Source organism: Candidatus Thiothrix phosphatis, from assembly GCF_035668035.1.
In the GTDB taxonomy this organism is placed as follows: domain Bacteria; phylum Pseudomonadota; class Gammaproteobacteria; order Thiotrichales; family Thiotrichaceae; genus Thiothrix; species Thiothrix phosphatis.
On the sequence record NZ_JAYMYJ010000047.1, the window covers coordinates 31,667 to 58,408 of the forward strand.

The 26,742-nt window shown below is 52.0% G+C and carries 35 protein-coding genes; all 35 read left to right on the forward strand.

All coding sequences use genetic code 11. The annotated features are described in order from the left end of the window. Positions 1-35 precede the first annotated feature (35 nt). Positions 36-467, forward strand: a complete 432-nt coding sequence (gene rplK / locus VSS37_RS06210) for a 50S ribosomal protein L11 (protein WP_324693925.1) — start codon at positions 36-38, stop codon at positions 465-467. A gap of 1 nt (position 468) precedes the next feature. Further along, complete coding sequence (gene rplA / locus VSS37_RS06215; RefSeq protein ID WP_324693926.1) at positions 469-1,164, forward strand: 50S ribosomal protein L1; 696 nt, start codon at positions 469-471, stop codon at positions 1,162-1,164. Positions 1,165-1,430: 266 nt separating this feature from the next. Then, positions 1,431-1,970, forward strand: coding sequence for a 50S ribosomal protein L10 (gene rplJ, locus VSS37_RS06220; protein ID WP_324693927.1), 540 nt, complete (start codon positions 1,431-1,433; stop codon positions 1,968-1,970). 44 nt (positions 1,971-2,014) lie between these two features. Further along, positions 2,015-2,392, forward strand: a complete 378-nt coding sequence (gene rplL / locus VSS37_RS06225; protein WP_324693928.1) for a 50S ribosomal protein L7/L12 — start codon at positions 2,015-2,017, stop codon at positions 2,390-2,392. Positions 2,393-2,543: 151 nt separating this feature from the next. After that, on the forward strand, positions 2,544-6,629 hold the full coding sequence (gene rpoB, locus VSS37_RS06230) for a DNA-directed RNA polymerase subunit beta (RefSeq protein ID WP_324693929.1): 4,086 nt from the start codon (positions 2,544-2,546) through the stop codon (positions 6,627-6,629). 18 nt (positions 6,630-6,647) lie between these two features. Beyond that, the gene (rpoC, locus tag VSS37_RS06235; RefSeq protein ID WP_324693930.1) at positions 6,648-10,841 is read left to right on the forward strand and encodes a DNA-directed RNA polymerase subunit beta'; all 4,194 of its coding nucleotides are present in this window, start codon (positions 6,648-6,650) and stop codon (positions 10,839-10,841) included. A 170-nt stretch (positions 10,842-11,011) separates the two neighbouring features. Beyond that, the gene (rpsL, locus tag VSS37_RS06240) at positions 11,012-11,386 is read left to right on the forward strand and encodes a 30S ribosomal protein S12 (RefSeq protein WP_002709718.1); all 375 of its coding nucleotides are present in this window, start codon (positions 11,012-11,014) and stop codon (positions 11,384-11,386) included. 23 nt (positions 11,387-11,409) lie between these two features. Next, positions 11,410-11,880 (forward strand): 30S ribosomal protein S7, encoded by a 471-nt coding sequence (rpsG, locus tag VSS37_RS06245; RefSeq protein WP_324693931.1) that lies wholly within the window; start codon positions 11,410-11,412, stop codon positions 11,878-11,880. 18 nt (positions 11,881-11,898) lie between these two features. Beyond that, a complete protein-coding gene (fusA, locus tag VSS37_RS06250; RefSeq protein ID WP_324693932.1) occupies positions 11,899-14,004 on the forward strand; it encodes an elongation factor G in 2,106 nt (701 codons plus the stop codon). Between the two features lie 5 nt (positions 14,005-14,009). After that, complete coding sequence (gene tuf / locus VSS37_RS06255) at positions 14,010-15,200, forward strand: elongation factor Tu (RefSeq protein WP_324693933.1); 1,191 nt, start codon at positions 14,010-14,012, stop codon at positions 15,198-15,200. 5 nt (positions 15,201-15,205) lie between these two features. Then, complete coding sequence (rpsJ, locus tag VSS37_RS06260; protein WP_002709721.1) at positions 15,206-15,517, forward strand: 30S ribosomal protein S10; 312 nt, start codon at positions 15,206-15,208, stop codon at positions 15,515-15,517. Positions 15,518-15,658: 141 nt separating this feature from the next. Beyond that, entirely contained in the window at positions 15,659-16,291 is a 633-nt protein-coding gene (gene rplC / locus VSS37_RS06265; protein WP_324693934.1) for a 50S ribosomal protein L3, read from the forward strand. Positions 16,292-16,302: 11 nt separating this feature from the next. Beyond that, a complete protein-coding gene (gene rplD / locus VSS37_RS06270; RefSeq protein ID WP_324693935.1) occupies positions 16,303-16,905 on the forward strand; it encodes a 50S ribosomal protein L4 in 603 nt (200 codons plus the stop codon). Next, a complete protein-coding gene (gene rplW / locus VSS37_RS06275; RefSeq protein WP_324693936.1) occupies positions 16,902-17,195 on the forward strand; it encodes a 50S ribosomal protein L23 in 294 nt (97 codons plus the stop codon). Before rplD ends, rplW begins: the two co-directional genes overlap by 4 nt. A 14-nt stretch (positions 17,196-17,209) precedes the next feature. Further along, positions 17,210-18,037 (forward strand): 50S ribosomal protein L2, encoded by an 828-nt coding sequence (gene rplB / locus VSS37_RS06280; protein WP_324693937.1) that lies wholly within the window; start codon positions 17,210-17,212, stop codon positions 18,035-18,037. A gap of 12 nt (positions 18,038-18,049) precedes the next feature. After that, positions 18,050-18,322: a 30S ribosomal protein S19 gene (gene rpsS / locus VSS37_RS06285; RefSeq protein ID WP_324693938.1), complete on the forward strand. Its 273-nt coding sequence runs from the start codon at positions 18,050-18,052 to the stop codon at positions 18,320-18,322. A 9-nt stretch (positions 18,323-18,331) separates the two neighbouring features. Beyond that, positions 18,332-18,664 carry a 50S ribosomal protein L22 gene (gene rplV, locus VSS37_RS06290; RefSeq protein WP_324693939.1) on the forward strand — a complete coding sequence of 111 codons (333 nt, stop codon included), beginning with the start codon at positions 18,332-18,334 and terminating at the stop codon, positions 18,662-18,664. Positions 18,665-18,673: 9 nt separating this feature from the next. Beyond that, complete coding sequence (gene rpsC, locus VSS37_RS06295) at positions 18,674-19,375, forward strand: 30S ribosomal protein S3 (protein WP_324693940.1); 702 nt, start codon at positions 18,674-18,676, stop codon at positions 19,373-19,375. 12 nt (positions 19,376-19,387) lie between these two features. Next, a complete protein-coding gene (gene rplP, locus VSS37_RS06300) occupies positions 19,388-19,801 on the forward strand; it encodes a 50S ribosomal protein L16 (RefSeq protein ID WP_324693941.1) in 414 nt (137 codons plus the stop codon). Beyond that, positions 19,801-19,998, forward strand: coding sequence for a 50S ribosomal protein L29 (gene rpmC, locus VSS37_RS06305; RefSeq protein ID WP_324693942.1), 198 nt, complete (start codon positions 19,801-19,803; stop codon positions 19,996-19,998). The genes rplP and rpmC overlap by 1 nt, the downstream gene beginning before the upstream one ends. An 8-nt stretch (positions 19,999-20,006) precedes the next feature. After that, the gene (gene rpsQ / locus VSS37_RS06310) at positions 20,007-20,276 is read left to right on the forward strand and encodes a 30S ribosomal protein S17 (protein ID WP_324693999.1); all 270 of its coding nucleotides are present in this window, start codon (positions 20,007-20,009) and stop codon (positions 20,274-20,276) included. A 17-nt stretch (positions 20,277-20,293) separates the two neighbouring features. Continuing rightward, positions 20,294-20,662, forward strand: a complete 369-nt coding sequence (gene rplN, locus VSS37_RS06315; protein ID WP_324693944.1) for a 50S ribosomal protein L14 — start codon at positions 20,294-20,296, stop codon at positions 20,660-20,662. A gap of 31 nt (positions 20,663-20,693) precedes the next feature. Further along, positions 20,694-21,011: a 50S ribosomal protein L24 gene (gene rplX, locus VSS37_RS06320; protein ID WP_324693945.1), complete on the forward strand. Its 318-nt coding sequence runs from the start codon at positions 20,694-20,696 to the stop codon at positions 21,009-21,011. A gap of 8 nt (positions 21,012-21,019) precedes the next feature. Further along, a complete protein-coding gene (gene rplE / locus VSS37_RS06325) occupies positions 21,020-21,562 on the forward strand; it encodes a 50S ribosomal protein L5 (RefSeq protein WP_324693946.1) in 543 nt (180 codons plus the stop codon). Positions 21,563-21,579: 17 nt separating this feature from the next. Continuing rightward, positions 21,580-21,885, forward strand: coding sequence for a 30S ribosomal protein S14 (gene rpsN / locus VSS37_RS06330; RefSeq protein ID WP_324693947.1), 306 nt, complete (start codon positions 21,580-21,582; stop codon positions 21,883-21,885). A 14-nt stretch (positions 21,886-21,899) separates the two neighbouring features. Beyond that, on the forward strand, positions 21,900-22,295 hold the full coding sequence (gene rpsH, locus VSS37_RS06335) for a 30S ribosomal protein S8 (RefSeq protein ID WP_324693948.1): 396 nt from the start codon (positions 21,900-21,902) through the stop codon (positions 22,293-22,295). Positions 22,296-22,309: 14 nt separating this feature from the next. Next, complete coding sequence (gene rplF / locus VSS37_RS06340) at positions 22,310-22,849, forward strand: 50S ribosomal protein L6 (RefSeq protein ID WP_324693949.1); 540 nt, start codon at positions 22,310-22,312, stop codon at positions 22,847-22,849. Positions 22,850-22,860: 11 nt separating this feature from the next. Further along, a complete protein-coding gene (gene rplR / locus VSS37_RS06345) occupies positions 22,861-23,214 on the forward strand; it encodes a 50S ribosomal protein L18 (protein ID WP_324693951.1) in 354 nt (117 codons plus the stop codon). 13 nt (positions 23,215-23,227) lie between these two features. Next, positions 23,228-23,737 carry a 30S ribosomal protein S5 gene (gene rpsE, locus VSS37_RS06350; protein WP_324693952.1) on the forward strand — a complete coding sequence of 170 codons (510 nt, stop codon included), beginning with the start codon at positions 23,228-23,230 and terminating at the stop codon, positions 23,735-23,737. A 3-nt stretch (positions 23,738-23,740) separates the two neighbouring features. Beyond that, the gene (gene rpmD, locus VSS37_RS06355) at positions 23,741-23,929 is read left to right on the forward strand and encodes a 50S ribosomal protein L30 (RefSeq protein ID WP_324693953.1); all 189 of its coding nucleotides are present in this window, start codon (positions 23,741-23,743) and stop codon (positions 23,927-23,929) included. Between the two features lie 2 nt (positions 23,930-23,931). Continuing rightward, positions 23,932-24,372: a 50S ribosomal protein L15 gene (rplO, locus tag VSS37_RS06360; RefSeq protein WP_324693954.1), complete on the forward strand. Its 441-nt coding sequence runs from the start codon at positions 23,932-23,934 to the stop codon at positions 24,370-24,372. Between the two features lie 6 nt (positions 24,373-24,378). Further along, positions 24,379-25,728, forward strand: a complete 1,350-nt coding sequence (secY, locus tag VSS37_RS06365) for a preprotein translocase subunit SecY (protein ID WP_324693955.1) — start codon at positions 24,379-24,381, stop codon at positions 25,726-25,728. Between the two features lie 29 nt (positions 25,729-25,757). Then, positions 25,758-25,871: a 50S ribosomal protein L36 gene (gene rpmJ, locus VSS37_RS06370; RefSeq protein ID WP_002709743.1), complete on the forward strand. Its 114-nt coding sequence runs from the start codon at positions 25,758-25,760 to the stop codon at positions 25,869-25,871. A 74-nt stretch (positions 25,872-25,945) separates the two neighbouring features. Beyond that, a complete protein-coding gene (gene rpsM / locus VSS37_RS06375; protein WP_324693956.1) occupies positions 25,946-26,302 on the forward strand; it encodes a 30S ribosomal protein S13 in 357 nt (118 codons plus the stop codon). A gap of 26 nt (positions 26,303-26,328) precedes the next feature. Then, positions 26,329-26,733, forward strand: coding sequence for a 30S ribosomal protein S11 (rpsK, locus tag VSS37_RS06380; RefSeq protein WP_324693958.1), 405 nt, complete (start codon positions 26,329-26,331; stop codon positions 26,731-26,733). Positions 26,734-26,742 lie beyond the last annotated feature (9 nt).

Below are 26,742 nucleotides of genomic sequence, written 5' to 3' on the forward strand. Positions count from 1 at the left end.
CGTGAGGCGTTATTACCCATTCATAGGAAAATATCATGGCAAAGAAAGTCATCGGCTATATCAAACTGCAGATTCCTGCAGGCAAAGCCAATCCAAGTCCTCCAGTCGGCCCTGCATTAGGTCAGCGTGGTTTGAATATCATGGAGTTTTGCAAGGCGTTTAACGCAGCCACTCAAAATCTTGAGCAGGGCTTGCCAACGCCGGTAGTGATTACAGCGTACAGTGATAAAAGCTTTACGTTTGTGATGAAAACTACGCCTGCTTCCGTGTTGCTGAAGAAAGCAGTTGGGATCCAATCGGGTAGTGCCCGCCCCAATAGCAATAAGGTCGGTAAAGTGAGCCGTGCTCAGTTGGAAGAAATCGCCAAAGCCAAAATGCCTGACCTGACAGCGGCAGGCATGGATGCGGCAGTGCGCACCATTGCGGGCAGTGCCCGTAGTATGGGTCTTGAAGTGGAGGGGGTGTGATATGGCGAAGTTGACCAAACGCCAGAAAGCGATTGCTGAAAAAGTCAATCATAGCAAGGTGTATCCCGTTATTGATGCTTTGGATGTGTTGAAATCATTGCCGCGCGCCAAGTTCACTGAAAGTGTCGATGTGAGTGTCAATTTGGGTGTTGATCCCCGTAAGTCTGACCAGGTTGTCCGCGGCTCTACTGTGCTGCCAAATGGCAATGGCAAAACGGTGCGTGTTGCGGTATTTGCGCAAGGTGCCAATGCTGATGCGGCAAAAGATGCTGGTGCAGATATTGTTGGTTTCGATGATTTGGCGGCTGAGGTGAAGGCTGGCAAAATGGACTTTGATGTGGTGATCGCCAGTCCGGATGCTATGCGCGTCGTTGGCCAGTTAGGTCAAATCCTTGGTCCACGCGGACTGATGCCAAATCCGAAGGTGGGCACTGTCACGCCTGATGTTGCAGGGGCAGTCCGTAACGCAAAGGCTGGTCAGGTGCGTTACCGCACTGATAAAGCGGGGATCATCCATTGCTCTGTTGGCAATGTCGATTTTGATACTGACAAGTTGGTGGGCAATATCAATGCCTTGGTGGCGGATTTGGTGAAAATGAAACCTTCCACCTCTAAAGGCGTTTATCTGAAGAAAGTTTCTGTATCCACCACTATGGGTACAGGTTTGACTGTCGATACAGCATCACTGTCTTTCTAAGTTGTATAAGGGCATTGCGCCCTGTTTCTGGCTCCCATGGAAGGGGGGCGCCGTAAGGCAAGAAGATATGCATGGATGTGTGTCGTCAAAGACCGCAGGCGCTTTTCCAGAAGCTTAATGGTTCTGCACAAAGTGTAGAGAGCCTGCGCAGATGGCGTAACCCGAGTCAGTATGCTGGTTTGGGGCGCCGTTTCCGTCATTTGCTTCAATAATAAGGCAAGTGATTGATCAACGGTGGTTTATCCACCGAACCAGGAGTAGTAATCGTGGCGTTAACACTGGAAGAGAAAAAACAGATTGTCTCTGAAGTGGCTGGGGTTGCTGCACGTGCTTATTCCATGGTGGCTGCAGAGTACCGTGGGATGACAGTAGATAAGCTAACCAAACTGCGCGTTGAAGCGCGTAAGAATGGTGTGTATCTACGGGTGGTGAAAAATAATCTGGTGAGAATCGCTGTCAAGGATACTGATTTTGAATGTATCCAGGACGGTTTGGTTGGCCCGCTGATTCTGGCGTTTTCTTTGGAAGACCCGGGTGCGGCGGCTCGCTTGATTAAGGACTTCATCAAGGACAAGGCTAACGAAAAGTTTGACGTCAAATTTGTCGCCATGAGCGGCAAAATGTTGCCGGCTTCCGAACTTGAGCGTTTGTCCAAGATGCCGACCCGCGAACAGGCGCTGGCCACATTGGCTGGCACGCTGCGTGCGCCACTCAACAAGTTCGCCCAAACACTCAACGAAGTGCCTGGCAAACTTGTCCGCACAATTGCTGCAATTCGCGACCAGAAAGAAGGCAAGGCTGCTTGATGCTTTTTGGAATCAAACTGACTTAGGTTTTTTGGAGATTTAACATGGCTATTAGTAAAGAAGAAATGTTGGATGCAATTGCCAACATGACTGTAATGGAGATCGTTGACCTGATCTCTGCAATGGAAGAGAAGTTTGGCGTTACCGCTGCTGCTGCTGTTGCAGTTGCTGCGGCTCCTGCCGCCGAAGCTGCTCCTGCGGTTGAAGAGAAAACCGAATTTGATGTTGTAATGACCAGCTTTGGCGCTAACAAAATCAATGTCATCAAGGTTATTCGCAGCATCACTGGCTTGGGTCTGAAAGAGGCCAAAGACATGGTTGAAGGCGTGCCTTCTACTGTTAAGGAAGCGGCCAGCAAGGACGAAGCTGAGAAAATCAAGAAAGAACTGGAAGAAGCAGGCGCCGCCGTCGAACTCAAGTAAGATTGAGGGAGAGCGAATTGCGCTGCGATTAGTTCTTGTAAAACTTGAGGCTGACAGTGCATTTGTGCTGTCGGCCTTTTATCGCTTGTTACGGCAGGCGAAAATCCGGCAATGTTGAAAGCCGGGGTTCTGATTCCAGAGAGGAAAGACGATGGGACTGAGTTATACCGAAAAAAAACGGATTCGCAAAGACTTCGGCAAGCGCGCACAAATTCTGGAAGTGCCCGACCTGCTTACCATCCAGTTGGATTCCTATCGGCATTTCTTGCAAGAAGGCATGCCCGTCGCCAATCGTCGGGATGTTGGGTTGCATGCTGCATTTTCCTCGGTTTTTCCAATTGTTAGCTACAACGGCTACACTGTTCTGGAATATGCTGACTACAGGCTGGGTGAGGCGACTTTTGATGTGCAGGAGTGCCAGTTGCGTGGGCTGACTTACCAGGCTTCCCTGCGTGTCAAGTTGCGCTTGGTCATTTACGACAAGGATGCGCCTGCTGATGCCAATGTTGTCAAGTCCATCAAGGAGCAGGACGTTTATCTGGGCGAATTGCCATTGATGACGGACAAAGGCACTTTCATTATCAATGGCACCGAGCGTGTCATCGTTTCACAATTGCACCGTTCGCCGGGTGTGTTTTTTGAGCATGATAAGGGCAAGTCCAATACCGCAGGCAAACTGTTGCATAGCGCCCGCGTCATTCCTTACCGCGGTTCTTGGTTGGATTTTGAGTTTGACCCGAAAGATTCCATTTTTGTGCGTATCGACCGTCGCCGCAAGTTGCCTGCGACCATTCTGCTGCGTGCCTTGGGCATGAACAATGAGCAGATCCTCGATTATTTCTTCGATAAAACCTTGGTGCACCTGAGCGACAGCAGTGTTGAAATGGAAATGACGCCAGATCGCCTGCGTGGTGAGTTGGCTTCATTCGACATTATGCTGGATGGGGAATTGTTGGTGGAAACCGGCCGCCGCATTACCGCCAAACATATCCGTCAGTTGGAAAAGGCAGGCTTGAACAAGCTGGTGGTGCCGCCGGAGTACATGAACGGCAAAATACTGGCGCAGAATGTCATTGACACGTCGACAGGTGAGGTGCTGGCGAATGCTAACGATGAGCTTACTGCTGATTTGCTGGAAAAATTACGCGATAACGACGTTGCCAATTTTCGGGTGTTGTACACCAATGACCTTGACCGTGGCGCGTTCGTGTCCAATACCTTGAAGATCGATTCGACCGCCAGCCAATTGGAGGCGCAGATCGAGATTTACCGGATGATGCGTCCGGGTGAGCCGCCGACCAAAGAGGCAGCGGAAAACCTGTTCAATAACCTGTTCTTTACTGAAGACCGCTATGACTTGTCTGCGGTTGGCCGGATGAAGTTTAACCGCCGTTTGGGGCGTGACGAGGCCACCGGCTCCGGCGTGCTGGATCAGGGCGATATTCTGGATGTGCTGAGAAAACTGATTGACATCCGTGATGGCCGGGATGACGTGGACGACATTGACCACCTTGGCAACCGCCGTGTCCGAAGCGTTGGTGAAATGGCGGAAAACGCCTTCCGTGTTGGCCTGGTGCGGGTCGAGCGCGCAGTGAAAGAGCGCCTGACAATGGCGGAAAGCGAAGGGCTGATGCCGCAGGAGCTGGTGAATTCCAAGCCGGTTTCCGCCGCGATCAAGGAGTTCTTCGGTTCCAGCCAGTTGTCCCAGTTCATGGACCAGAATAATCCGCTGTCGGAAGTGACCCATAAGCGCCGTATTTCTGCGCTTGGCCCGGGTGGTTTGACGCGTGAGCGCGCAGGCTTTGAAGTCCGCGACGTGCATCCAACCCATTATGGCCGTGTCTGCCCGATTGAAACGCCGGAAGGCCCGAACATCGGTTTGATCAATTCACTGGCGGTGTATGCGCGCACCAATGAATACGGTTTCCTCGAAACGCCTTACCGCAAGGTCATCGACAGCAAGCCGACCATGGAAATCGAGTATTTGTCGGCGATTGAGGAATCCAATTACGTGATTGCCCAGGCGAGCGCGGAATTGAATACGGATGGCGCTTTGTCGGACGAGTTCGTTTCCTGCCGGTATCGGAATGAATTTACCCTGATGCCAGCGGAAAAAGTCCAGTATATGGATGTGTCGCCAAAGCAGATCGTGTCTGTTGCGGCATCCCTGATCCCTTTCCTGGAGCACGACGACGCCAACCGCGCGTTGATGGGTTCCAACATGCAGCGTCAGGCGGTTCCCTGCCTGCGCGCCGACAAGCCGTTGGCGGGGACAGGCATGGAGCGTGCCGTGGCGCAGGACTCCGGTTCCGCGGTTTCTGCGCGTCGCGGCGGGAAGATCGATTCGGTGGACGCAGGCCGTATCGTGGTGCGGGTGAATGATGTTGAAGCCGATGAAGTGCGTGGCGGCGTCGATATTTACAACCTGATCAAATATACCCGTTCCAACCAGAACACCTGCATCAACCAGCGTCCCATCGTGAAAGTGGGTGATATGGTGGCGCGCGGTGATGTGCTGGCGGATGGTTCCTCCACGGATTTGGGTGAGCTGGCATTGGGGCAGAACATGTTCATCGCCTTCATGCCCTGGAATGGCTACAACTTCGAGGACTCCATCCTGCTGTCTGAGCGTGTGGTGGACGAAGACCGCTACACCTCCATTCATATTGAGGAACTCTCCTGTCTGGCGCGGGACACCAAGCTGGGGCCTGAGGAAATTACGGCTGATATTCCAAATGTCAGCGAAAGCTTGCTGGCCAAGTTGGATGAGTGCGGCATTATCCATGTGGGTGCCGAGGTCAAGCCTAACGATATTCTGGTTGGCAAGGTGACGCCGAAAGGCGAGAGCCAGTTGACGCCGGAAGAAAAGCTGTTGCGCGCCATTTTTGGCGAGAAGGCTTCCGATGTTAAGGACACCTCCCTGCGTGTGCCGACAGGTATGGCGGGCACCGTTATTGATGTGCGTGTTTTCACCCGCGACGGGGTGGAGAGGGACGCCCGGGCGCTGGCGATCCAGGAAGAGGATCTGAAAAAAGTCCGTAAGGACTTGCGTGACGAACTGCGTATTTACGAGGCTGACATTTTCGACCGTTTCGCCAAGCTGGTGCTTGATAAAGAGGCGGTAGGTGGCCCGAACCGCTTGACCAATGGGACAGTGGTCACCCAATTTTACCTGGATAACCTGGAGAAAAAGGATTGGTTCTCCATCCGCATGCAGGATGAGGAAGTCAACACCCAACTTGAGTCCCTGGCCCATCAGCTTGAGGAGAAGAAAAAGCACTATGAGACCCGTCTGCACAAACAGCGTGACAAGCTGATGGCAGGTGATGATCTGGCTCCGGGCGTGCTGAAAATGGTCAAGGTGTACATCGCGGTCAAGCGCAGGATGCAGCCTGGCGACAAGATGGCGGGCCGTCACGGCAACAAGGGTGTGGTTTCACGCATTGTGCCGGTTGAAGACATGCCCTATCTGGAAAATGGCCAGACGGTTGACATCGTTTTGAACCCGTTGGGCGTGCCTTCCCGCATGAACGTTGGGCAGGTGTTGGAAACCCATCTGGGGTGGGCAGGTAAAGGTCTGGGCGAAAAGATTGGCCGCATGATCGACACCAAGGCCAAAGTTGACGAGCTGCGTCAGTTCATCAGTGAGATTTACGCCACGGGTGGTAATCCGCGCCAGGATGTGGTGGTGGACGAACTCTCCGATATGGAAGTCGTCGAACTGGCAGGCAACCTGCGTAAGGGTGTGCCAATGGCGACCCAGGTGTTCGATGGTGCTGATGAAGCTGAAATCAAGGCGCTGTTGCGTCTGGCGGAGTTGCCGGAAAGTGGGCAGACCTCGCTGTTTGATGGCCGCACAGGCGACAGGTTTGAACGCAAAGTCACGGTTGGTTACATGCATATGCTCAAGCTGAACCACTTGGTTGACGACAAGATGCATGCCCGTTCGACCGGCCCATACAGCCTTGTTACCCAACAACCGTTGGGTGGTAAGGCGCAGTTCGGCGGCCAGCGTTTTGGTGAGATGGAGGTTTGGGCGCTGGAAGCGTATGGCGCGGCCTACACCTTGCAGGAAATGCTCACCGTCAAGTCGGACGACGTCAATGGACGTAACCGCATGTACAAAAACATTGTGGATGGCGACCATTACATGGAGGCCAGTATGCCTGAGTCCTTCAACGTGCTGATGAAGGAAATCCGCTCACTCGGTCTGAACATCGAGCTGGAACGCGACTAAACACGGGATTGGATTGCGATGAAAGATTTATTGAACTTCCACAAGAAAGAACAGGAAAGCCAGGACTTTGATGCGATCAAGGTTGGTTTGGCGTCGCCTGAAGTCATCCGTTCATGGTCGTATGGTGAGGTCAAGAAGCCGGAAACCATCAACTATCGTACTTTCAAGCCGGAACGTGATGGCTTGTTCTGCGCCAAGATTTTTGGCCCAGTCAAGGACTACGAATGTCTGTGCGGCAAGTACAAGCGCCTGAAGCATCGCGGCGTCGTGTGCGAGAAATGCGGCGTTGAGGTGACCCAGACCAAGGTGCGCCGTGAGCGCATGGGGCATATTGACTTGGCCAGCCCGGTTGCGCATATCTGGTTTTTGAAGTCCCTGCCGTCCCGCATCGGTCTGATGTTGGATATGACGTTGCGTGACATTGAGCGGATTCTCTATTTCGAAACCTTCGTGGTCACCGAGCCGGGCATGACGACCCTGGAACGTGGTCAATTGCTGAGTGACGAAGCTTACCTGGAGGCTATCGAGGAGTTTGGTGACGAATTCGAGGCCAGCATGGGCGCGGAAGCTATCCTGGAGCTGCTGAAAACCATTGACCTCAAAGATGAAGTCGCCAAGATGCGCGAAGAAATCAATGAGACAGGTTCCGAAACCAAGCTCAAGCGTTTGGGCAAGCGCCTAAAGCTGATGGAGTCATTTTTAAGTTCCGGCAACCATCCTGAATGGATGATTATGACCGTGCTGCCGGTGCTGCCGCCGGACTTGCGTCCGTTGGTGCCTTTGGATGGGGGGCGTTTTGCGACTTCCGACCTGAATGATTTGTACCGTCGTGTGATCAACCGTAACAATCGTCTCAAGCGTCTGCTGGAGTTGAATGCGCCCGACATTATCGTGCGCAATGAAAAGCGCATGTTGCAGGAATCCGTCGACGCGTTGCTGGACAACGGCCGCCGTGGCCGCGCCATCACCGGCTCGAACAAGCGTCCGCTCAAGTCCCTGTCTGACATGATCAAGGGCAAGCAGGGGCGCTTCCGTCAGAACCTGCTGGGCAAGCGTGTCGACTATTCAGGGCGTTCCGTTATCGTGGTTGGGCCTACCCTGCGCCTGCACCAGTGTGGCCTGCCTAAGAAAATGGCGCTGGAATTGTTCAAGCCGTTCATTTTCGGCAAGCTGCAACGGCGCGGGTTGGCGACCACCATTAAGGCCGCCAAGAAGTTGGTTGAGCGTGAAACGGCCGAAGTTTGGGACATTTTGGCGGAAGTTATCCGCGAGCATCCTGTTATGCTCAACCGTGCGCCGACGTTGCACCGTTTGGGCATCCAGGCGTTCGAGCCAACCCTGATCGAAGGCAAGGCGATCCAGCTGCACCCGCTGGTTTGCTCCGCATTCAATGCGGACTTCGACGGCGACCAGATGGCGGTGCATGTGCCTTTGTCCTTGGAGGCGCAGCTTGAAGCGCGCACCCTGATGATGGCGACCAACAATGTATTGTCACCGGCCAACGGCGAACCAATCATTGTGCCTTCCCAGGACATCGTTCTGGGGTTGTACTACATGACCCGCGAGGCGGTGAATGCCAAGGGCGAGGGCATGGTGTTTGCTGACCCGGCGGAAGCGCAGCGCGCCTATGATACCGGCAATGCTTCCCTGCATGCCAAGGTGAAAGTGCGCATCACTGACACCATCAAGGATGAAGATGGTGAGTTCGTCAAGCGCACCCGCTTGCTTGACACCACGGTGGGCCGCTCCTTGTTGACGGGCATTATGCCAGCTGGCCTGCCGTTTGAGCTGTTCAATACGGTTTTGAAGAAAAAGGCCATTTCCAAACTGATCAATGAGGCCTACCGCCGTGTTGGCCTGAAGGCGGCGGTTATTTTTGCTGACCAGCTGATGTATACGGGCTACCGCTATGCCACCCGTGCTGGGGTTTCGTTCTGCGCCGATGACATGATGATCCCGGAAAAGAAGGCAGGGCTATTGGCGGAAGCGGAAGAGGCAGTGCTGGAAATCGAACATCAATTTGCCAGTGGCTTGGTGACCCAAGGAGAGCGCTATAACAAGGTCGTCGATATTTGGGCGAGCACCAATGAAAAAGTCGCCAAGGCGATGATGGAGAAAATTGGTAAGGAAGAGGCGGTTGATGCGGATGGCAAGACCATCATGCAGGAGTCCTTTAATTCCATTTACATGATGGCCGACTCCGGGGCGCGTGGTTCCGCCGCCCAGATTCGTCAGTTGGCGGGGATGCGCGGCTTGATGGCGAAGCCGGATGGTTCCATCATCGAAACGCCGATCACGTCCAATTTCCGCGAAGGCCTGAACGTACTCCAATACTTCATTTCTACCCACGGCGCGCGTAAAGGTTTGGCGGATACTGCGCTGAAAACGGCAAACTCCGGTTATCTGACCCGGCGTCTGGTTGACGTGGCGCAGGACATGGTGGTCACCATCGATGATTGCGGCACGGTGCAGGGCATCCGTATGCGTCCAATCATCGAGGGTGGCGACGTGGTGGAGGCGTTGGCTGAACGTGTGCTTGGCCGGGTGGTGGCGCAGGACGTCGCCCGTGGCGATGATGTGCTGATCCCTGCGGGCACTTTCCTGGATGAATCCTGGGTCAAGCAGATTGACGCGTTGGCGGTGGATGAAATTGTGGTGCGTTCCGCCATTACGTGTGAAACCCGTTACGGCGTGTGTGCCAAGTGCTATGGGCGCGACTTGGCGCGTGGGCATATTGTCAACAAGGGGGAGGCGGTTGGCGTTATCGCTGCTCAGTCCATCGGCGAGCCAGGCACCCAGTTGACCATGCGCACCTTCCACATCGGCGGTGCCGCCAGCCGGGCGGCTGCGGAAAGCAGCATCTCGGTCAAATCTGCGGGTCAGGTGCATCTGATCAACGTCAAGACCGTGCGCAATAAGGATGGCAAGCTGGTGGCGGTGTCCCGTTCCGGCGAGCTGGGGGTTGTCGATGAGAGCGGGCGCGATAAGGAACGCTACAAGTTGCCTTACGGTGCCATTTTGTCGGTCGACCAGTATGCGCAGGTGCAGGCAGGCCAGGAAGTGGCTACGTGGGACCCGCATACCCACCCGATCATTTCCGAGGTGTCTGGGCGCGTCAACTTCAGCGACTTTATTGATGGCGTGACTGTCCAGACCAAAATTGATGAGATCACTGGCTTGTCTTCCATCGAGGTCATGGATCCGAAAAACCGCCCCACAGCTGGCCGTGAATTGCGCCCAACCGTGCGCCTGTTGGATGAAGGCGGCGAAAACGTGTTTTTCGAAGGCACTAAGATTCCGGTGCAATACCCATTGCCAGCTGGGGCGATTGTCAGCTCCACCAATGGTGCAAATGTGCAGGTTGGTGAGGTTGTGGCGCGTCTGCCGCAGGCTTCTTCCAAGACCCGTGACATTACGGGTGGTTTGCCGCGTGTTGCTGACTTGTTCGAAGCCCGCAAGCCAAAAGATGGTGCGATCCTGGCGGAGAAGACCGGTACGATTTCCTTTGGTAAGGAAACTAAGGGCAAGCAACGTGTGGTCATCACCAACGAGGATGGCGAGCAGCATGAAGAGCTGATCCCCAAGTGGCGTAATCTGGATGTGTTCGAAGGTGAGAAGATCAACCGTGGTGAGGTTATCGCCGACGGTGAGCCTAACCCGCACGACATCCTGCGCCTGTTGGGCGCTACCGCACTGGCTGAATACCAAGTCAAGGAAATTCAGGACGTTTACCGCCTGCAAGGCGTGAAGATCAATGACAAGCATATTGAGGTCATCGTCCGGCAGATGATGCGTAAGGTTGAAATCGTTGATTCGGGCGATAGCAAGTTCCTGCGTGGTGAGCAGACTGACTTCTGGCGTGTGGTGGAGGAAAACAAACGGCTGGATGCGGAAGGCAAGCTCAAGATTGTGTTCGAGCGGTTGTTGATGGGGATCACCAAGGCGTCGCTGGTGACGGACTCCTTCGTGTCTGCTGCTTCCTTCCAGGAAACCACCCGTGTCTTGACCGAAGCAGCAGTGCGTGGTGCGCGTGATGAGTTGCGGGGCCTGAAGGAAAACGTCATTGTGGGCCGCTTGATTCCGGCAGGCACTGGCCTTGCCTACCACGACGATCGCCGCAGCCAGCGTAATGAGTTTACCTACGAGCGCCGTCCGGACTCCGGTGAAACCATTAGTTTTGGTGAGGCGCTGGATATGGATTCTGGTGAATAACCAGAAGGCGTTTAACTTTAAGTGATTGATGGGAAAAACCTCCTTGACAGGAGGTTTCCCGATCCCTAAAATCTGGCGTCCTCAAACAGACCGATTTTCGGTCTGTTGCTTTTATGGGGACTAGGCAAGCCAGGCAAGTTCCTCGTGATTCCAGGAGACATTTTCAGGATATGGCGACAGTAAACCAATTGGTGCGTAAGCCGCGCCAAAGCAAAGTAGAGAAAAGTAAGGTGCCAGCGCTGGAGGCTTGTCCGCAGCGTCGTGGTGTTTGTACCCGTGTTTATACGACCACCCCGAAGAAGCCGAACTCCGCAATGCGTAAGGTTGCTCGTGTGCGTCTGACCAATGGCTTTGAGGTCACCAGCTATATCGGTGGTGAAGGCCATAACCTCCAGGAACACTCCGTGGTGCTGATTCGCGGCGGTCGTGTGAAAGACCTGCCAGGTGTGCGTTATCACACTGTTCGCGGCAGCCTGGATACCCAGGGTGTCAAGGATCGCAAGCAAGCCCGTTCCAAATACGGTGCCAAGCGTCCTAAGAAGTAATTTTGAGAGCATGAGATTGAGTTATGCCTAGAAGAAGAGAAGTCCCCAAGCGCGAAGTTCTGCCTGATCCGAAGTTCGGAAGCCAGTTGCTGACCAAGTTCATGAATGCGGTTATGCAGGATGGCAAAAAGTCTGTGGCGGAAAAGATTATTTATGGCGCATTGACTGAAATCGCTGGCAAGAAAGGCGGTGATGGCTTGGATGTGCTGGAAGATGCGCTGGATAATGTGCGTCCTGCTGTGGAAGTCAAGTCCCGCCGTGTTGGCGGTGCCACTTATCAGGTTCCGGTTGAAGTGCGCCCCTCCCGTCAAAATGCATTGGCCATGCGTTGGCTGATTGAAGCTGCCCGCAAGCGTGGTGAGAAATCCATGGCGCGCAAGTTGGCGGGTGAGCTGATGGATGCTTCTGAAAAACGCGGCACTGCAGTGAAAAAGCGTGAAGACGTGCATCGCATGGCTGAAGCCAATAAGGCGTTCGCCCACTTCCGTTGGTAATTGCACGAGTGGCAGGCTGTGGCGCGTAATACCCCTATTGAGCAGTACCGTAATATCGGCATCATGGCACACATTGATGCTGGTAAGACAACTGCGACTGAGCGCATCCTGTTTTATACAGGTGTGTCTCATAAAATCGGGGAGGTTCATGATGGCGCGGCGACCATGGATTGGATGGAGCAAGAACGTGAACGTGGCATAACGATCACGTCTGCGGCGACCACCTGTTTCTGGTCAGGGATGGATGAGCAATTCCCGCAGCACCGCATCAATATTATCGATACGCCGGGGCATGTGGACTTCACGATTGAAGTGGAGCGTTCCCTGCGGGTGCTGGATGGTGCTGTTTTTGTGTTGTGCGCCGTGGGTGGTGTGCAGCCGCAGTCCGAAACGGTCTGGCGTCAAGCGAACAAATATCACGTTCCGCGAATGGCGTTCGTTAATAAGATGGATCGTTCCGGGGCAAATTTCCTGCGTGTTTACGAACAGCTGAAAGCCAAGCTGAACGCAAATCCGGTGCCGCTCCAACTGCCCATTGGCGCAGAAGAGCATTTCTCCGGGGTCGTTGACTTGATCCGCATGAAAGCCATTATGTGGAATGAGGCGGATAAAGGGGTCACCTATCAGGCTGTTGATATTCCGGCTGATATGGTGGATTCCTGTCGCGAATGGCGTGAGCGGATGGTCGAGGCGGCGGCTGAAGCTGATGAAGTTCTGATGGATAAATACCTTGGCGAAGGTGATTTGTCTGCTGAAGATATTATTGCAGGTTTGCGTATACGCACCATTAATCTTGAAATCGTGCCGATGACCTGCGGCTCTGCTTTTAAGAATAAAGGCATCCAGGCGGTGCTGGATAAGATTGTGGAGCTGATGCCGTCGCCAGTTGATGTGCCTTCCATCAAGGGTCATCTTGATGATAAGGAGGAAACTGAGGCTGAACGTCATCCATCGGATAATGAGCCGTTTGCCGCGTTGGCATTCAAGATTGCCACGGATCCGTTTGTCGGCACGCTGACATTCTTTCGGGTGTATTCGGGTGTGCTGACTTCGCAAAGCGTGGTGTACAACCCGGTCAAAGGCAAGCGTGAGCGCATTGGCCGTTTGGTGCAGATGCACGCCAATTCACGCGAGGATATTGATGAAGTCCGGGCAGGTGATATCGCTGCCGCAGTCGGGCTGAAAGAAGTGACGACCGGCGACACCTTGTGTGACATGAACCGTGTCATCACCTTGGAACGGATGGATTTTCCAGAGCCGGTTATTTCTATTGCAGTTGAACCGAAGTCCAAAGCTGATCAGGAAAGAATGGGCATTGCCTTGAGCAAGCTGGCTCAGGAAGATCCGTCTTTTCGGGTGCGTACTGATGAGGAAACGGGTCAGACCATTATTTCCGGCATGGGTGAGTTGCATCTGGAGATTATTGTTGACCGCATGCTGCGTGAGTTCAAGGTGAGCTGCAATGTGGGTGCGCCACAGGTGGCGTACCGTGAAACCATCCGCAAGACGGTGGAGGCGGAAGGGAAATTTATCCGGCAATCTGGCGGGCGGGGTCAGTATGGTCACGTCTGGCTGCGATTGGAACCCTTGCCTGAGGGTAAAGGGTATGAGTTTGTTAACGCAGTTATCGGTGGGGTGGTGCCGAAAGAGTTTATCCCTCCCGTTGATAAAGGTGTGCAAGAACAAATGGGTAATGGCGTATTGGCTGGATTCCCATTGGTCGATATGAAGGTCACGATATTCGATGGCTCATTCCATGATGTGGACTCCAGTGAACTGGCGTTCAAGATCGCTGGCTCCATGGCGGTCAGAAGTGGCGTCATGAGCGCTGGGCCAATTTTGCTTGAGCCGATGATGAAAGTTGAAGTGACAACTCCGGAAGAATATATGGGGGATGTCATCGGTGACCTTAATCGTCGGCGTGGTTTGGTGCAGGGCATGGATGAGGAAAGTGGCAGCATGGTGGTGCATGCTGAGGTTCCTTTAGGCGAAATGTTCGGTTATGCAACTGATCTGCGTTCCGCCACTCAAGGGCGTGCCTCGTACAGTATGGAATTTGCACGATATGCGGAAGCGCCTGCGGCTATTACTCAGGCGGTCATCAGGAAAGAAAAAGGTGAGTGACAACGATGGCAAAAGGTAAATTTGAGCGCACGAAGCCGCACGTAAACGTAGGCACGATTGGGCATGTTGACCATGGCAAGACCACGCTGACGGCGGCGCTGACGGTGGTGCAGTCACGCAAGTTTGGCGGTGAGGCCAAGGCGTATGACCAGATTGACGCCGCCCCTGAGGAAAAAGCGCGCGGCATCACCATTTCCACAGCGCATGTGGAATATGAGTCTGACAACCGCCACTACGCCCACGTTGACTGCCCAGGGCATGCCGACTACGTCAAGAACATGATCACCGGCGCGGCGCAGATGGACGGTGCGATCCTGGTGTGCTCCGCCGCTGACGGCCCGATGCCGCAGACCCGTGAGCACATCCTGCTGTCCCGCCAGGTGGGCGTCCCTTACATTGTGGTTTACATGAACAAGTGTGACCTGGTGGATGATGAGGAGTTGCTGGAGCTGGTGGAGATGGAGTTGCGTGAGCTGTTGTCCAGCTACGAGTTCCCCGGTGACGACACCCCGATCATCAAAGGCTCCGCGCGCATGGCGCTGGATGGCGACCAGTCCGACATCGGCGAGCCTTCCATTGGCCGCCTGATTGAGGCGCTGGACAGCTACATCCCCCAGCCTGAACGCGCCATTGACGGTGCCTTCCTGATGCCGGTGGAGGACGTGTTCTCCATTTCCGGCCGTGGCACGGTCGTGACCGGCCGTATTGAGCGCGGGATCATCAAGGTTGGCGATGAGATCGAGATTGTCGGCATCCGCGCCACCCAGAAAACCACCGTCACCGGCGTTGAGATGTTCCGCAAGCTGCTGGACCAGGGCCAGGCGGGCGATAACGTGGGCCTGCTGCTGCGTGGCACCAAGCGTGACGACGTTGAGCGTGGGCAGGTGCTGTGCAAGCCGGGCTCCATCAAGCCGCACACCAAATTCGAGGCGGAAGTCTATGTCCTGTCCAAGGAGGAGGGTGGCCGCCACACGCCATTCTTCAAAGGCTACCGCCCACAGTTCTATTTCCGCACCACTGACGTGACGGGCGCCTGCGACCTGCCGGAAGGCACTGAGATGGTCATGCCGGGTGACAATGTCAAATTGGTGGTTAGCCTGATCAGTCCGATTGCGATGGAAGACGGTTTGCGTTTTGCCATCCGCGAAGGTGGTCGTACTGTGGGTGCCGGTGTTGTTTCAAAGATTATTGAGTAATAGTTATGTCTGATCAAAGAATCCGTATCCGCTTGAAAGCTTTCGACCATCGTTTGATTGATCGCTCTGCGACCGAAATTGTTGAAACGGCCAAGCGTACAGGTGCTCGGGTCAAGGGGCCAATTCCTTTGCCGACTCGTACAGAGCGTTACACGGTGTTGATTTCTCCTCATGTCAACAAGGATGCGCGTGACCAGTATGAAATTCGTACTTATAAACGCCTGATGGATATTATTGATCCGACCGATAAAACAGTGGATGCGCTCATGAAGCTAGATTTGGCTGCGGGCGTTGATGTGCAGATCAAACTTAACTGATTTGTAAAAAGTTCATAGACGGCAGGGGATTTTCTGCTATAATGCGCGGCTTTCAACGGCTCGACCCAGGTCGAGCCGAGCTTTTCTAGAATTCATATAGAATGAAAGTTGCTCAGTGTGAGTAATTGAAGAGGTATGCAAATGACTATCGGTCTGCTGGGTCGAAAAGTAGGTATGACCCGGATATACGGTGAAGATGGTGGTTCCACCCCTGTCACTGTGCTTGAGATTGCGCCGAATCGCGTTTCTCAGGTCAAGACGCTGGAAACAGATGGTTACAGCGCTGTCCAGTTGTCAGTGGGTGAGAAAAAGTCTTCCCGCGTTTCCAAGCCGGAGGCCGGTCATTTTGCTAAAGCTGGTGTGCCTGCCGGTACTTATGTTCGAGAGTCACGCGTAGATGATGCGAGTGGTTATGAACTGGGTGTCGAACTGGTGGTGAGCATGTTTGAAGCTGGTCAAAAAGTTGACGTGACGGGTGTTAGCAAAGGCAAAGGTTTTGCTGGTGTTCTCAAGCGCTACCATTTTGCTGGCCAAGACCGCACGCATGGTAACTCTCTCTCGCATCGTGCGCTTGGCTCTATTGGTCAGAACCAAACGCCAGGGCGTGTGTTCCCTGGAAAGAAAATGGCCGGTCATCTGGGTGCGGTGCGGAGCACAGCTCAAAATCTGGAAGTTGTGCGTGTGGATGTTGAACGCAATCTGTTGCTGGTCAAAGGGTCTGTCCCTGGCGCTAATAACGGCGATGTGATTGTTAAGCTGTCGGTTAAGGCGTAAGGGTGGCGGCGATGGAATTACAGGTTGCAAATGGCGGGTCTGTTGCGGTAAGTGACGAAATTTTTGCTCGCGAATTTAATGAGGGTCTGGTGCATCAGGCTGTGGTCGCATATATGGCGGCGGGTCGTGCTGGCACCAAGGCGCAAAAAACGCGTTCAGATGTTAGTGGCGGTGGATCTAAACCTTTCCGCCAAAAGGGCACAGGGCGTGCTCGGGCGGGTAGTATCCGTAGCCCGTTGTGGCGTACTGGCGGTAAGTCATTTGCGGCACGTCCGCGTGACTTCACCCAGAAACTGAATAAAAAAATGTACCGGGCGGCGATGCGCTCCATTTTTTCCGAATTGGTTCGTCAGGGGCGTTTTTTGGTGGTGGATTCGATTGCGGTCGCCGAACCAAAAACCAAGCTGATGTTGGCAAAGCTGAAAGAATACGGCTCAAACGATGTGTTGCTGGTATCTAATGTTGATGATGTTAATCTCCTGCTATCTGCACGCAATATTCCTTATTGTGAGGTTTCCACAGTTGCTGGTTTGAATCCGGTTAGTTTGGTGGGGCATGAGAAGGTTGTTGTAACAACTGACGCAATCAATAAGATTCAGGAGTGGCTGGCATGAGTATGGAGCGTCTTTATCATGTCCTGATTGCCCCGCGCGTGACAGAGAAAACTGTTCGTGCATCCGAAAAAGCAAATCAGTATGTGTTTAAGGTTGTGAAAAATGCAACCAAGCAAGAAATTCAGGAAGCTGTCGAGGCTTTGTTTGAGGTTAAGGTAAGCCAAGTGCGCACCATTAATGTCAAAGGCAAACAGAAAAACTTCGGGCGTCGTGCTGGTCAACGTAGCGATTGGAAAAAAGCTTATGTCAGCCTGTCTGAAGGGTTTTCTTTGGATGCGGCGGCGGAATAAGGCAAAGGTGAACTATGGCAGTCGTTAAGGCAAAACCAACCTCTCCAGGGCGTCGTTTCCAGGTTAAGGTTGTTAATAAAGAGTTGCACAAAGGTGCCCCACTTAAGGGTTTGGTTGAGGATCAGCGTAAAAGCGGCGGCCGTAATAATACTGGCCGCATCACCACGCGTCATGTGGGTGGTGGGCATCGCCAGCATTACCGCATTATTGATTTCAAACGTCGTAAGGATGATATTCCTGCGCGTGTTGAGCGTTTGGAGTATGACCCTAATCGAAGTGCCAATATTGCCCTTTTATTATATGCCGATGGCGAGCGCCGTTATATCATTGCGCCAAAAGGTTTGAGTGCTGGTGGTGAGGTTATTTCTGGCGTCCATGCGCCAATTTCCGTTGGTAATTGTTTGCCGCTGCGTAATATCCCTGTCGGTAGCGTCGTTCACTGCATTGAGCTGAAAGTTGGCAAAGGCGCGCAGTTGGTGCGTAGCGCTGGCTCTTCCGCCCAGTTGGTGGCTCGTGAGGGCGCTTACGCGACTATCCGTTTACGTTCTGGCGAGATGCGGAAGGTTCCAGTTGATTGCCGTGCGACTGTTGGCGAAGTTGGCAATTCTGAACATGGCCTGACCAAGCTAGGTAAAGCTGGAGCCAAACGCTGGCGTGGTGTGCGTCCAACTGTTCGTGGTGTGGTTATGAATCCGGTGGATCATCCTCACGGTGGCGGCGAAGGCCGTACTTCCGGTGGTCGCCATCCTGTTACACCTTGGGGTGTTCCGACCAAGGGTTACAAGACTCGTAGCAATAAACGCACTGACAAAATGATTGTCCGTCGCCGGAACAAGAAGTAAGAGGGTTAAGCAGTGCCACGTTCACTAAAGAAAGGTCCTTTTGTTGACCACCACCTGATGAAAAAGGTTGAAACCGCTAAGGCGGCTAATGACCGTCGTCCCATTAAGACATGGTCACGTCGCTCCATGATTCTGCCGGAAATGATTGGTTTGACGCTGGCAGTGCATAATGGCAAGCAGCATGTTCCTGTGTTGGTAAATGAAAACATGGTTGGCCATAAGCTGGGTGAGTTTGCGTTGAGTCGTTCTTACCGTGGTCATGCGGCCGATAAGAAGTCGAAGTAAGAGGTAGAAATGGAAGTTGCAGCTAAATTACGCTTTGCGCGCATTTCTCCTCAGAAATGCCGACTGGTTGCTGATCAGATTCGTGGCCTGCCTGTTGATAAGGCATTGAATGTTCTGGCGTTCAGCCCAAAAAAAGGTGCTGCTATCGTCAAGAAGCTTTTAGAGTCGGCTATTGCCAATGCTGAACACAATGAAGGTGCTGATGTTGATGAGCTATGCGTCAAACGCGTCTTTGTGGATCAGGGGCCTACGATGAAGCGTATCATGCCTCGTGCTAAAGGACGTGCTAACCGCATCCTGAAGCGTACCAGTCACATTACTGTCGCTGTAGGCGAGAAATAAGGTTTTAGTATGGGTCAGAAAGTACATCCAATTGGTATTCGCCTCGGTATTGCCACTGATTGGCGTTCCAAGTGGTACGCTGAAGGAAAGGACTACGCAGAGTTCCTGCATAAGGATCTTGAAGTCCGTTCCTTTCTGAAAAAGAAGTTGAAAGAAGCTTCTGTCAGCCGTATCCAAATTGAACGTCCGGCAAAATCCGCTTTTATCACCATTCATACTGCCCGTCCAGGGGTGGTGATTGGTAAAAAAGGGGAAGACATCGAGAAGCTCCGCGCTGAAACGGCGGCTAGGCTGGGTTTGCATGTTAATAACGTCAAACTCAATATTGAAGAAATTCGCAAGCCAGAACTGGATGCACAACTAGTTGCAGAAAGCATAGCCAGTCAGCTTGAGCGCCGCATTATGTTTCGTCGTGCAATGAAGCGGGCGGTCAGCAATGCGATGCGTCTAGGTGCTTTGGGTGTAAAAGTTAGTGTGGCAGGCCGTTTGAATGGTGCTGAGATTGCCCGTACCGAGTGGTATCGTGAAGGTCGTGTGCCGCTTCACACCCTGCGTGCTGATATTGATTATGCGACGGCTGAAGCGCTGACCACTTATGGGATCATTGGTGTAAAAGTCTGGATCTATAAGGGCGAAGTCTTCGATTTGGAACAAAAGCAGCAAGCCGCCAGCCAGCCTCAAAACCAAGGCCAAGGCCGGAAGAAGAAGTGATAGAGGTTTGAGATGTTACAACCCAAGAGAACCAAATTCCGCAAGCAGATGAAAGGCCGCAACCGTGGTCTGGCGTTGGCAGGAAGCAAAGTCAGTTTTGGCGAGTTTGGCTTGAAGACTACTGAGCGTGGGCGTTTGACTGCGCGTCAGATCGAATCGGCACGCCGTGCGATTAACCGTTATGTGCGCCGTGGTGGGAAAATCTGGATTCGTGTGTTTCCTGATAAGCCGATCAGTAAAAAGCCCTTGGAAGTTCGCCAAGGTAAAGGTAAAGGGAATGTAGAATACTGGGTGGCGTTGGTTCAGCCTGGTAAGGTTCTCTATGAAATTGAAGGTGTGGCAGAAGAGATCGCACGTGAGGCTTTCCGCCTTGCAGCCGCTAAACTGCCGGTGAAGACTACATTTGTTTCTCGTCAGGTGATGTGATGAAAGCAGCAGAACTCCAGCAAAAGTCATCTACTGAACTCAAAGCTGAGTTGGTTGAAAATCTGAAGGAGCAGTTTAAGTTGCGTATGCAAAAAGCTGCTGGTCAGTTGTCGCGTCCTTCCGAGGTGAAACGTGTGCGCCATCAAATTGCCCGTATCAAAACGGTGCTGGCTCAAAAGCAAGCGGCAGGTGAGTAACGATGAGCATGAATGAAGAAGGGAAAGTCGAGCGCAGTCTGATGGGGCGCGTAGTCAGTGATAAAATGGATAAGTCAATCGTGGTGCTGATGGAGCGTCAAGTTCAGCACTCGGTGTATGGCAAGTTTATCAAGCGTTCTAAAAAATATCATGTTCACGATGAGAATAATGAATGCCGTGAAGGTGATACCGTGCTGTTCAAGGAGTGCCGTCCTTTGTCCAAGACAAAGCATTGGACCTTGATCAAAATTGTTGAACGTGCGCCAAGTCAAGCATAAGGGACGGGAAACGAAAAATGATCCAGATGCAATCCATTCTGCAGGTTGCAGACAACAGCGGCGCCAAAAAGGTCATGTGCATTAAGGTGCTGGGTGGTTCTCACCGCCGTTACGCCAACATTGGCGATGTGATCAAGGTGAGTATTAAAGATGCGATCCCACGGGGGAAGGTCAAAAAAGGCGATGTGTACAATGCAGTTATCGTGCGCACCGCTCATGGCGTTCGTCGCAGTGATGGCTCTAAAATTCGTTTTGACGGCAATGCCGCGGTTTTGCTGAATAATAAGCTTGACCCGATTGGCACTCGTATTTTCGGACCTGTCACCCGTGAGTTGCGTGGTGAAAAGTTCATGAAGATTATTTCACTGGCTCCTGAAGTATTGTAAGGCAGTCGCGATTGATAGTAGGTGACATAAAATGCGCAAGATTCGCAGTAACGACGAAATAATTGTCATCACCGGCAAGGATAAAGGCCGTCGCGGCAAAGTCATGCAGGTGTTGGTGAACGGCAAAGTTCTGGTGCAAGGCATTAACCGTGTTAAAAAGCATCAGAAGCCAAACCCGAATTTGGGTGTGCAGGGCGGCATTGTCGAAAAAGAAATGCCGATGGATGCCTCAAATGTAATGTTGGTCAACCCTGCCACAGGTAAGGGTGACCGTGTTGGATTCAAGCTCCTGGAAGATGGCAAGAAAATCCGTGTCTTCAAGTCCAATGGTGAGCGTGTAGACGCTTAAGGTGTAAAATGGCAAGACTGCAACAGTATTACCGCGATGCTGTCATCAAAGAATTGACTGACAAGTTCGGGTATAAAAACGTAATGGAAGTGCCGAAGCTGGTTAAAGTCAGCCTGAACATGGGTTTGGGTGAGGCGGTCGGTGACAAGAAGGTTATTGAACATGCCACAGGCGATATGGCGAAAATTGCAGGTCAAAAACCTGTTGTTACCCTGAGCCGCAAATCTGTTGCAGGTTTCAAAATTCGTGATGGTTGGCCAATTGGTTGTATGGTCACCTTACGCGGTGAAAAGATGTATGAATTTCTGGATCGTTTGATCAATATCTCCATTCCACGCATTCGTGACTTTCGTGGTTTGAATGCGCGCGCCTTTGATGGCCGTGGTAATTATAATATGGGTATTAAAGAGCAAATCATCTTCCCAGAAATCGAATACGATAAAATTGATGCATTGCGTGGCATGAATATTACGGTTGCCACCACTGCGCGTACCGATGCGGAAGGTCGAGCGCTGTTGGAAGCGTTCAAGTTTCCTTTCAGACAGCAGTAAGAGGAAGATTAGGTCAAATGGCAAAAAAATCCATGATCGCACGCGAAGCACGTCGTGCTGCTGCTGTTGCCAAATATGCAGCCAAGCGTGAAGAACTAAAAGTCATTATTAGTAATCCTGAAAGCTCTTATGAGTCTGTAATGGATGCTGTGGAAAAATTGCAGAAGCTGCCGCGTGACAGTAGTGCAGCGCGCCAAATGAGCCGCTGTAATTTGACTGGTCGTCCACATGCTGTTTACCGCAAATTCGGCCTGTGCCGTAACAAATTGCGTGAGGCTGCAATGCGGGGTGATGTTCCTGGTCTGAGCAAGGCTAGCTGGTAAGGGAGGGAAACAATATGAGCATGAGTGATCCTATCGCCGACATGCTGACCCGCATTCGCAATGGTCAGATGGCAAGCAAGGCGAGTGTTTCTTTCCCTGCTTCCAAGCAGAAGAAGGCTATTTTGGAAGTGTTGGAGGGTGAGGGCTATATCTCCAGTTTTGAAACTGGTGAAGTGGAAGGCAAGCCTGTGACTACTGTGAAACTGAAATATTTTCAGGGTAAGCCAGTCATTAGCAAGCTGAAGCGTGTTAGCCGCCCTGGTTTGCGCATTTTTCGTGGCAAGGATGAGTTGCCGACGGTGATGGGAGGATATGGCGTAGCCATTGTTTCCACTTCCAAAGGCGTCATGAGTGACCGCGCAGCCCGTGCTTCTGGCCAGGGTGGCGAAGTCGTTTGCACGGTTGAATAAGGGCGGACTTTGAGATGTCAAGAATTGCAAAGAAACCACTGACCTTGCCCAAAGGTGTGGAGATCAGTATTAGTGGGCAGAATCTGAAAGTGAAAGGAAGTAAAGGTTCCTTTGATTTTACAGTGCATGATGCTGTAGCCGTTACCCAGGAAGAGAATGTGTTGAAGTTTGCAGCCAAGCGTGAGAACGATGCTGGTGGTTGGGCTTTGGCGGGCACTACGCGTGCGTTGGCGAATAATATGGTTATTGGTGTAAGCCAGGGTTTTGAGAAGAAGTTGCAACTGGTTGGGGTCGGTTATCGTGCCCAGGCTCAGGGTAATAAGCTCAATCTTAGCTTAGGATTTTCACATCCAGTCGTCCATGATATGCCTGTTGGGATTAGCGTTGAGACTCCAAGTCAAACGGAAATCATCATTCGTGGTAGTGACAAACAAATGGTTGGTCAGGTTGCAGCAGAAGTTCGCGCGTACCGCCCACCTGAGCCTTATAAAGGTAAGGGTGTCAAGTATGTGGATGAAGTGATTCTGCGTAAAGAGACCAAGAAGAAGAAGTAAGGTGAGCTAAGATGGACAAAAAAACATCCCGTATTCGTCGTGGTAAGCGCAGTCGCATGAAGATGCGTGAGTTGCGTGTTAACCGTCTGAGTATTCACCGCACCTCTATGCATATTTATGCGCAGGTTGTGAGTTCTGATGGTTCTCAAGTTCTGGCTTCAGCTTCAACACTGGATAAGGATCTGCGTTCAGGTCTGGACTACACAGGCAATGTTGCTGCTGCTACCGCAGTAGGTAAATTGATTGCTGAGCGTGCGTTGGCAAAAGGTATTGATGCTGTTGCTTTTGATCGCTCTGGTTTTAAATATCATGGACGCATCAAGGCGCTGGCAGATGGCGCTCGTGAAGCCGGTCTGAAATTCTAAAGGTTTTAATCCAATGGCGAAGGCAGAAAATACACAAACACCGTCCGACGGTCTGCAAGAGAAACTGGTGCAGGTTAACCGTGTTGCGAAGACCGTGAAAGGTGGGCGCATCATGAGCTTTACTGCATTGACCGTAGTCGGTGATGGTAATGGCCGTGTTGGTTTTGGATATGGTAAGGCGCGTGAAGTGCCCGCCGCTATCCAAAAGGCAATGGATCAAGCACGCCGCAATATGATTAATGTTTCATTGGTTGATGGCACTTTGCAGTACCCAATCAAGTATGAAAAAGGTGCTGCCCGTGTTTATATGCAGCCAGCTTCTGAAGGTACTGGTGTTATCGCCGGTGGCGCAATGCGTGCAGTGCTTGAGGTTGCAGGGGTGCGTAATGTGTTGTCTAAATGCATGGGTACCCGTAATGCCGGCAATGTAGTGCGTGCAACCATAGCAGCTTTGGCTTCTATGCAGGATCCAGAGATGATTGCCGCCAAACGTGGCAAAACCGTCGCAGAGATCAAGGGGTAAGGTATGGCTTCCGCAAAGCAACTCAAACTGACATTGGTGCGTAGTTTGAATGGCCGTTTGAAGGCTCACCAACAGTGCGCTCGAGGTCTTGGTATCCGCAAGATCCATAATCCAGTGACTGTCATAGACACCCCAGAAAACCGAGGCATGATCAATAAAATTTCCTACATGCTGAAGGTCGAGGAAGTTTAAAGATGAAATTGAATACGCTACAGCCTGATGTGGGCAGCCGTCCTGATAGTGTCCGTGTGGGTCGGGGCATTGGTTCTGGTTTGGGTAAAACCGCTGGTCGTGGGCATAAAGGACAAAAATCACGCAAAGGTGGCTTCCATCAGCGTAAGGGTTTCGAAGGCGGCCAGATGCCGATGCATCGCCGCTTGCCAAAATTCGGCTTTACGTCCCGTATCGGACGCCGCACTGCTGAAGTTCGTCTGAGCGAGCTGGCGAAAGTTGAAGGTGATGTCATTGATTTGTTGAGCTTGAAGAAAGCTGATGTGATTGATGCGCAAACGTTGCAGGCCAAGATCATATTGTCTGGCTCCGTTGATAAAGCTTTCACTGTTAAAGGTGTTGGTGTGACCAAAGGTGCCCAAGCGGCTATTGAGGCAGCTGGCGGTAAGGTCGATAACGGATAATCCAAGATGCGCAAAAACCCTACAGGCTCCCTTGGGGGCTTTGGAAATATGGTTGAAATTCGCCAGCGATTGGTTTTTGTATTGCTGGCGTTAATTGTTTACCGGATTGGTGCCCATATTCCTGTTCCTGGTGTGAATCCTGTGGCGATGGCACACTTCTTTGACCAGAACAGTGGAACCATTCTGGGTGTATTCAACATGTTTTCAGGCGGGGCATTAAAGCGCCTGAGTGTGTTTGCGCTGGGGATTATGCCCTATATTTCGGCATCAATTATTATGCAGTTGATGGCTACGGTTATTCCTTCTCTTGAGCAGCTTAAGAAAGAAGGGGAATCGGGGCGACGTAAGATTACCCAATACACCCGTTATGGGACTGTATTGTTGGCATTGTTCCAGAGTTTTGGTGTTGCTATTGCGCTAGGTGGCGAGGATATTGGTGGCGGTCAAACTATTGCATTAAATCCTGGAGTTAGCTTCGTTATTACAACGGTCGTTACGTTGGTTACGGGCACTTTGTTTTTAATGTGGCTGGGTGAACAAATCACTGAACGTGGCATTGGAAATGGCATCTCATTGATCATTTTCTCCGGTATTGTGGCGGGTTTGCCAGCGGCGGTTGGCGGAACTTTGGAGTTGGCCAATACAGGTGAGTTGTCGCCGTTTTTGGTGATTGTTTTGTTGGCGTTGATATTGTTGGTGACTGCTCTGGTTATCTTTGTTGAACGGGGTCAGCGCCGTATTACAGTCAATTACGCCAATCGCCAACAGGGGCGTAAAATGATGATGGGGCAATCCAGCCACTTGCCGCTGAAATTGAATATGGCAGGCGTGATTCCACCTATTTTTGCTTCCAGCATTATTCTTTTTCCTGCAACGCTGGGCAAATGGTTCAGTGATGCTGGCGGTATGAGCTGGATTCAGGGCTTTTTTAGCATGTTGCAGCCTGGGCAGCCGTTATATGTCCTGTTGTATGCCGCAGCTATTGTCTTTTTCAGCTTTTTCTATACGGCTCTGGTGTTTAACTCACGTGAAACGGCTGACAATTTGAAAAAAGCGGGTGCGTTTATACCGGGGATTCGTCCTGGAGAACAAACAGCGAAATATATTGACGGTGTCATGACTCGGCTGACGGGTATTGGCGCTATATATATTACCCTGGTTTGCTTGTTGCCGGAGTTTCTGATTTTGTGGTTTAAGGTGCCTTTCTATTTCGGAGGTACGTCGCTGCTAATCATCGTGGTTGTGGTCATGGATTTCCTGTCCCAGTTGCAGGCGCATATGATGTCGCACCAATATGAAGGCCTGATGAAAAAGGCTAATTTCAAAGCGCAGACGCGTCCCGGCGCTTTGCGCTGACCCGAGTTATTTTCCGAGAGGTTTTCATCATGAAGGTTAGAGCTTCAGTTAAAAAGTTGTGCCGTAACTGTCGGGTCATCCGCAGGAACGGAGTTGTGCGTATTATCTGTTCTGACCCGCGCCACAAACAGCGTCAGGGTTAATGATCATTTAGGTTGATAATTAGAAGGGGTTCTGGCAAAATCGCCCGTTTTCCCGGTAGTCTGGAGAAATTTTAATGGCTCGTATTGCGGGTATCAATCTTCCTGTCAACAAGCACGTTGTGATTGGTTTGACCTCAATCTACGGTATTGGTCGCCCGCGTGCTGCTGAAATTTGCAAAGCGGCAGATGTTGTCGCTAGCACTAAAATCCGTGACCTGAGTGAAGATGAAGTGGAGCGCATCCGTCTTGAAGTGGGCAAGTACCTGGTTGAAGGCGATTTGCGTCGTGAAGTCTCCATGAACATCAAACGCCTGATGGACATGGGATGCTATCGTGGCATCCGCCACAGACGCGGCCTACCAATGCGTGGTCAGCGTACCAAGACAAATGCGCGCACCCGTAAAGGCCCGCGTCGTCCAATTCGCAAGTAATACTGAGATTGCAGGTAGAGTAAGTAATGGCAAGACAGCCTAGAAAAGGTGCAACTGTTAACCTTCGCAAGAAGGTCAAGAAAACTGTCACTGATGGTGTTGCACATATCCATGCATCGTTCAATAACACAATTGTGACCATCACTGACCGTCAGGGCAATGCTTTGGCATGGGCAACTTCTGGCGGTTCCGGTTTCCGTGGCTCTCGTAAGAGCACCCCGTTTGCAGCACAGGTTGCAGCTGAACGTGCAGGTAATGCAGCCAAGGATTATGGCCTGAAAAATCTTGATGTTGAAGTCAAGGGGCCTGGCCCAGGCCGTGAGTCTGCCGTGCGTGCGCTGAATAACGTTGGTTTTAGGATCAACAATATTGTGGATGTGACACCGATTCCTCACAATGGTTGCCGTCCACCTAAGAAACGTCGTGTGTAACGGGAGAAA

Coding starts and splice junctions, on each gene's coding strand:
- rplW (WP_324693936.1), top strand. CDS start 16,902: ATGAGTATGGAGCGTCTTTATCATGTCCTGATTGCCCCGCGCGTGACA.
- rpsN (WP_324693947.1), top strand. CDS start 21,580: ATGGCAAAAAAATCCATGATCGCACGCGAAGCACGTCGTGCTGCTGCT.
- rplO (WP_324693954.1), top strand. CDS start 23,932: ATGAAATTGAATACGCTACAGCCTGATGTGGGCAGCCGTCCTGATAGT.
- rpsH (WP_324693948.1), top strand. CDS start 21,900: ATGAGCATGAGTGATCCTATCGCCGACATGCTGACCCGCATTCGCAAT.
- secY (WP_324693955.1), top strand. CDS start 24,379: ATGCGCAAAAACCCTACAGGCTCCCTTGGGGGCTTTGGAAATATGGTT.
- rplV (WP_324693939.1), top strand. CDS start 18,332: ATGGAAGTTGCAGCTAAATTACGCTTTGCGCGCATTTCTCCTCAGAAA.
- rpmJ (WP_002709743.1), top strand. CDS start 25,758: ATGAAGGTTAGAGCTTCAGTTAAAAAGTTGTGCCGTAACTGTCGGGTC.
- rpsC (WP_324693940.1), top strand. CDS start 18,674: ATGGGTCAGAAAGTACATCCAATTGGTATTCGCCTCGGTATTGCCACT.
- rpsL (WP_002709718.1), top strand. CDS start 11,012: ATGGCGACAGTAAACCAATTGGTGCGTAAGCCGCGCCAAAGCAAAGTA.
- rpoC (WP_324693930.1), top strand. CDS start 6,648: ATGAAAGATTTATTGAACTTCCACAAGAAAGAACAGGAAAGCCAGGAC.
- rplX (WP_324693945.1), top strand. CDS start 20,694: ATGCGCAAGATTCGCAGTAACGACGAAATAATTGTCATCACCGGCAAG.
- rplF (WP_324693949.1), top strand. CDS start 22,310: ATGTCAAGAATTGCAAAGAAACCACTGACCTTGCCCAAAGGTGTGGAG.
- rpsM (WP_324693956.1), top strand. CDS start 25,946: ATGGCTCGTATTGCGGGTATCAATCTTCCTGTCAACAAGCACGTTGTG.
- rplC (WP_324693934.1), top strand. CDS start 15,659: ATGACTATCGGTCTGCTGGGTCGAAAAGTAGGTATGACCCGGATATAC.
- rplA (WP_324693926.1), top strand. CDS start 469: ATGGCGAAGTTGACCAAACGCCAGAAAGCGATTGCTGAAAAAGTCAAT.
- tuf (WP_324693933.1), top strand. CDS start 14,010: ATGGCAAAAGGTAAATTTGAGCGCACGAAGCCGCACGTAAACGTAGGC.
- rplK (WP_324693925.1), top strand. CDS start 36: ATGGCAAAGAAAGTCATCGGCTATATCAAACTGCAGATTCCTGCAGGC.
- rpsJ (WP_002709721.1), top strand. CDS start 15,206: ATGTCTGATCAAAGAATCCGTATCCGCTTGAAAGCTTTCGACCATCGT.
- rpsE (WP_324693952.1), top strand. CDS start 23,228: ATGGCGAAGGCAGAAAATACACAAACACCGTCCGACGGTCTGCAAGAG.
- rplB (WP_324693937.1), top strand. CDS start 17,210: ATGGCAGTCGTTAAGGCAAAACCAACCTCTCCAGGGCGTCGTTTCCAG.
- rpsQ (WP_324693999.1), top strand. CDS start 20,007: ATGAATGAAGAAGGGAAAGTCGAGCGCAGTCTGATGGGGCGCGTAGTC.
- rplP (WP_324693941.1), top strand. CDS start 19,388: ATGTTACAACCCAAGAGAACCAAATTCCGCAAGCAGATGAAAGGCCGC.
- rplR (WP_324693951.1), top strand. CDS start 22,861: ATGGACAAAAAAACATCCCGTATTCGTCGTGGTAAGCGCAGTCGCATG.
- rpsG (WP_324693931.1), top strand. CDS start 11,410: ATGCCTAGAAGAAGAGAAGTCCCCAAGCGCGAAGTTCTGCCTGATCCG.
- rplN (WP_324693944.1), top strand. CDS start 20,294: ATGATCCAGATGCAATCCATTCTGCAGGTTGCAGACAACAGCGGCGCC.
- rplE (WP_324693946.1), top strand. CDS start 21,020: ATGGCAAGACTGCAACAGTATTACCGCGATGCTGTCATCAAAGAATTG.
- rplD (WP_324693935.1), top strand. CDS start 16,303: ATGGAATTACAGGTTGCAAATGGCGGGTCTGTTGCGGTAAGTGACGAA.
- rpsK (WP_324693958.1), top strand. CDS start 26,329: ATGGCAAGACAGCCTAGAAAAGGTGCAACTGTTAACCTTCGCAAGAAG.
- rplL (WP_324693928.1), top strand. CDS start 2,015: ATGGCTATTAGTAAAGAAGAAATGTTGGATGCAATTGCCAACATGACT.
- rpoB (WP_324693929.1), top strand. CDS start 2,544: ATGGGACTGAGTTATACCGAAAAAAAACGGATTCGCAAAGACTTCGGC.
- rpmC (WP_324693942.1), top strand. CDS start 19,801: ATGAAAGCAGCAGAACTCCAGCAAAAGTCATCTACTGAACTCAAAGCT.
- rpmD (WP_324693953.1), top strand. CDS start 23,741: ATGGCTTCCGCAAAGCAACTCAAACTGACATTGGTGCGTAGTTTGAAT.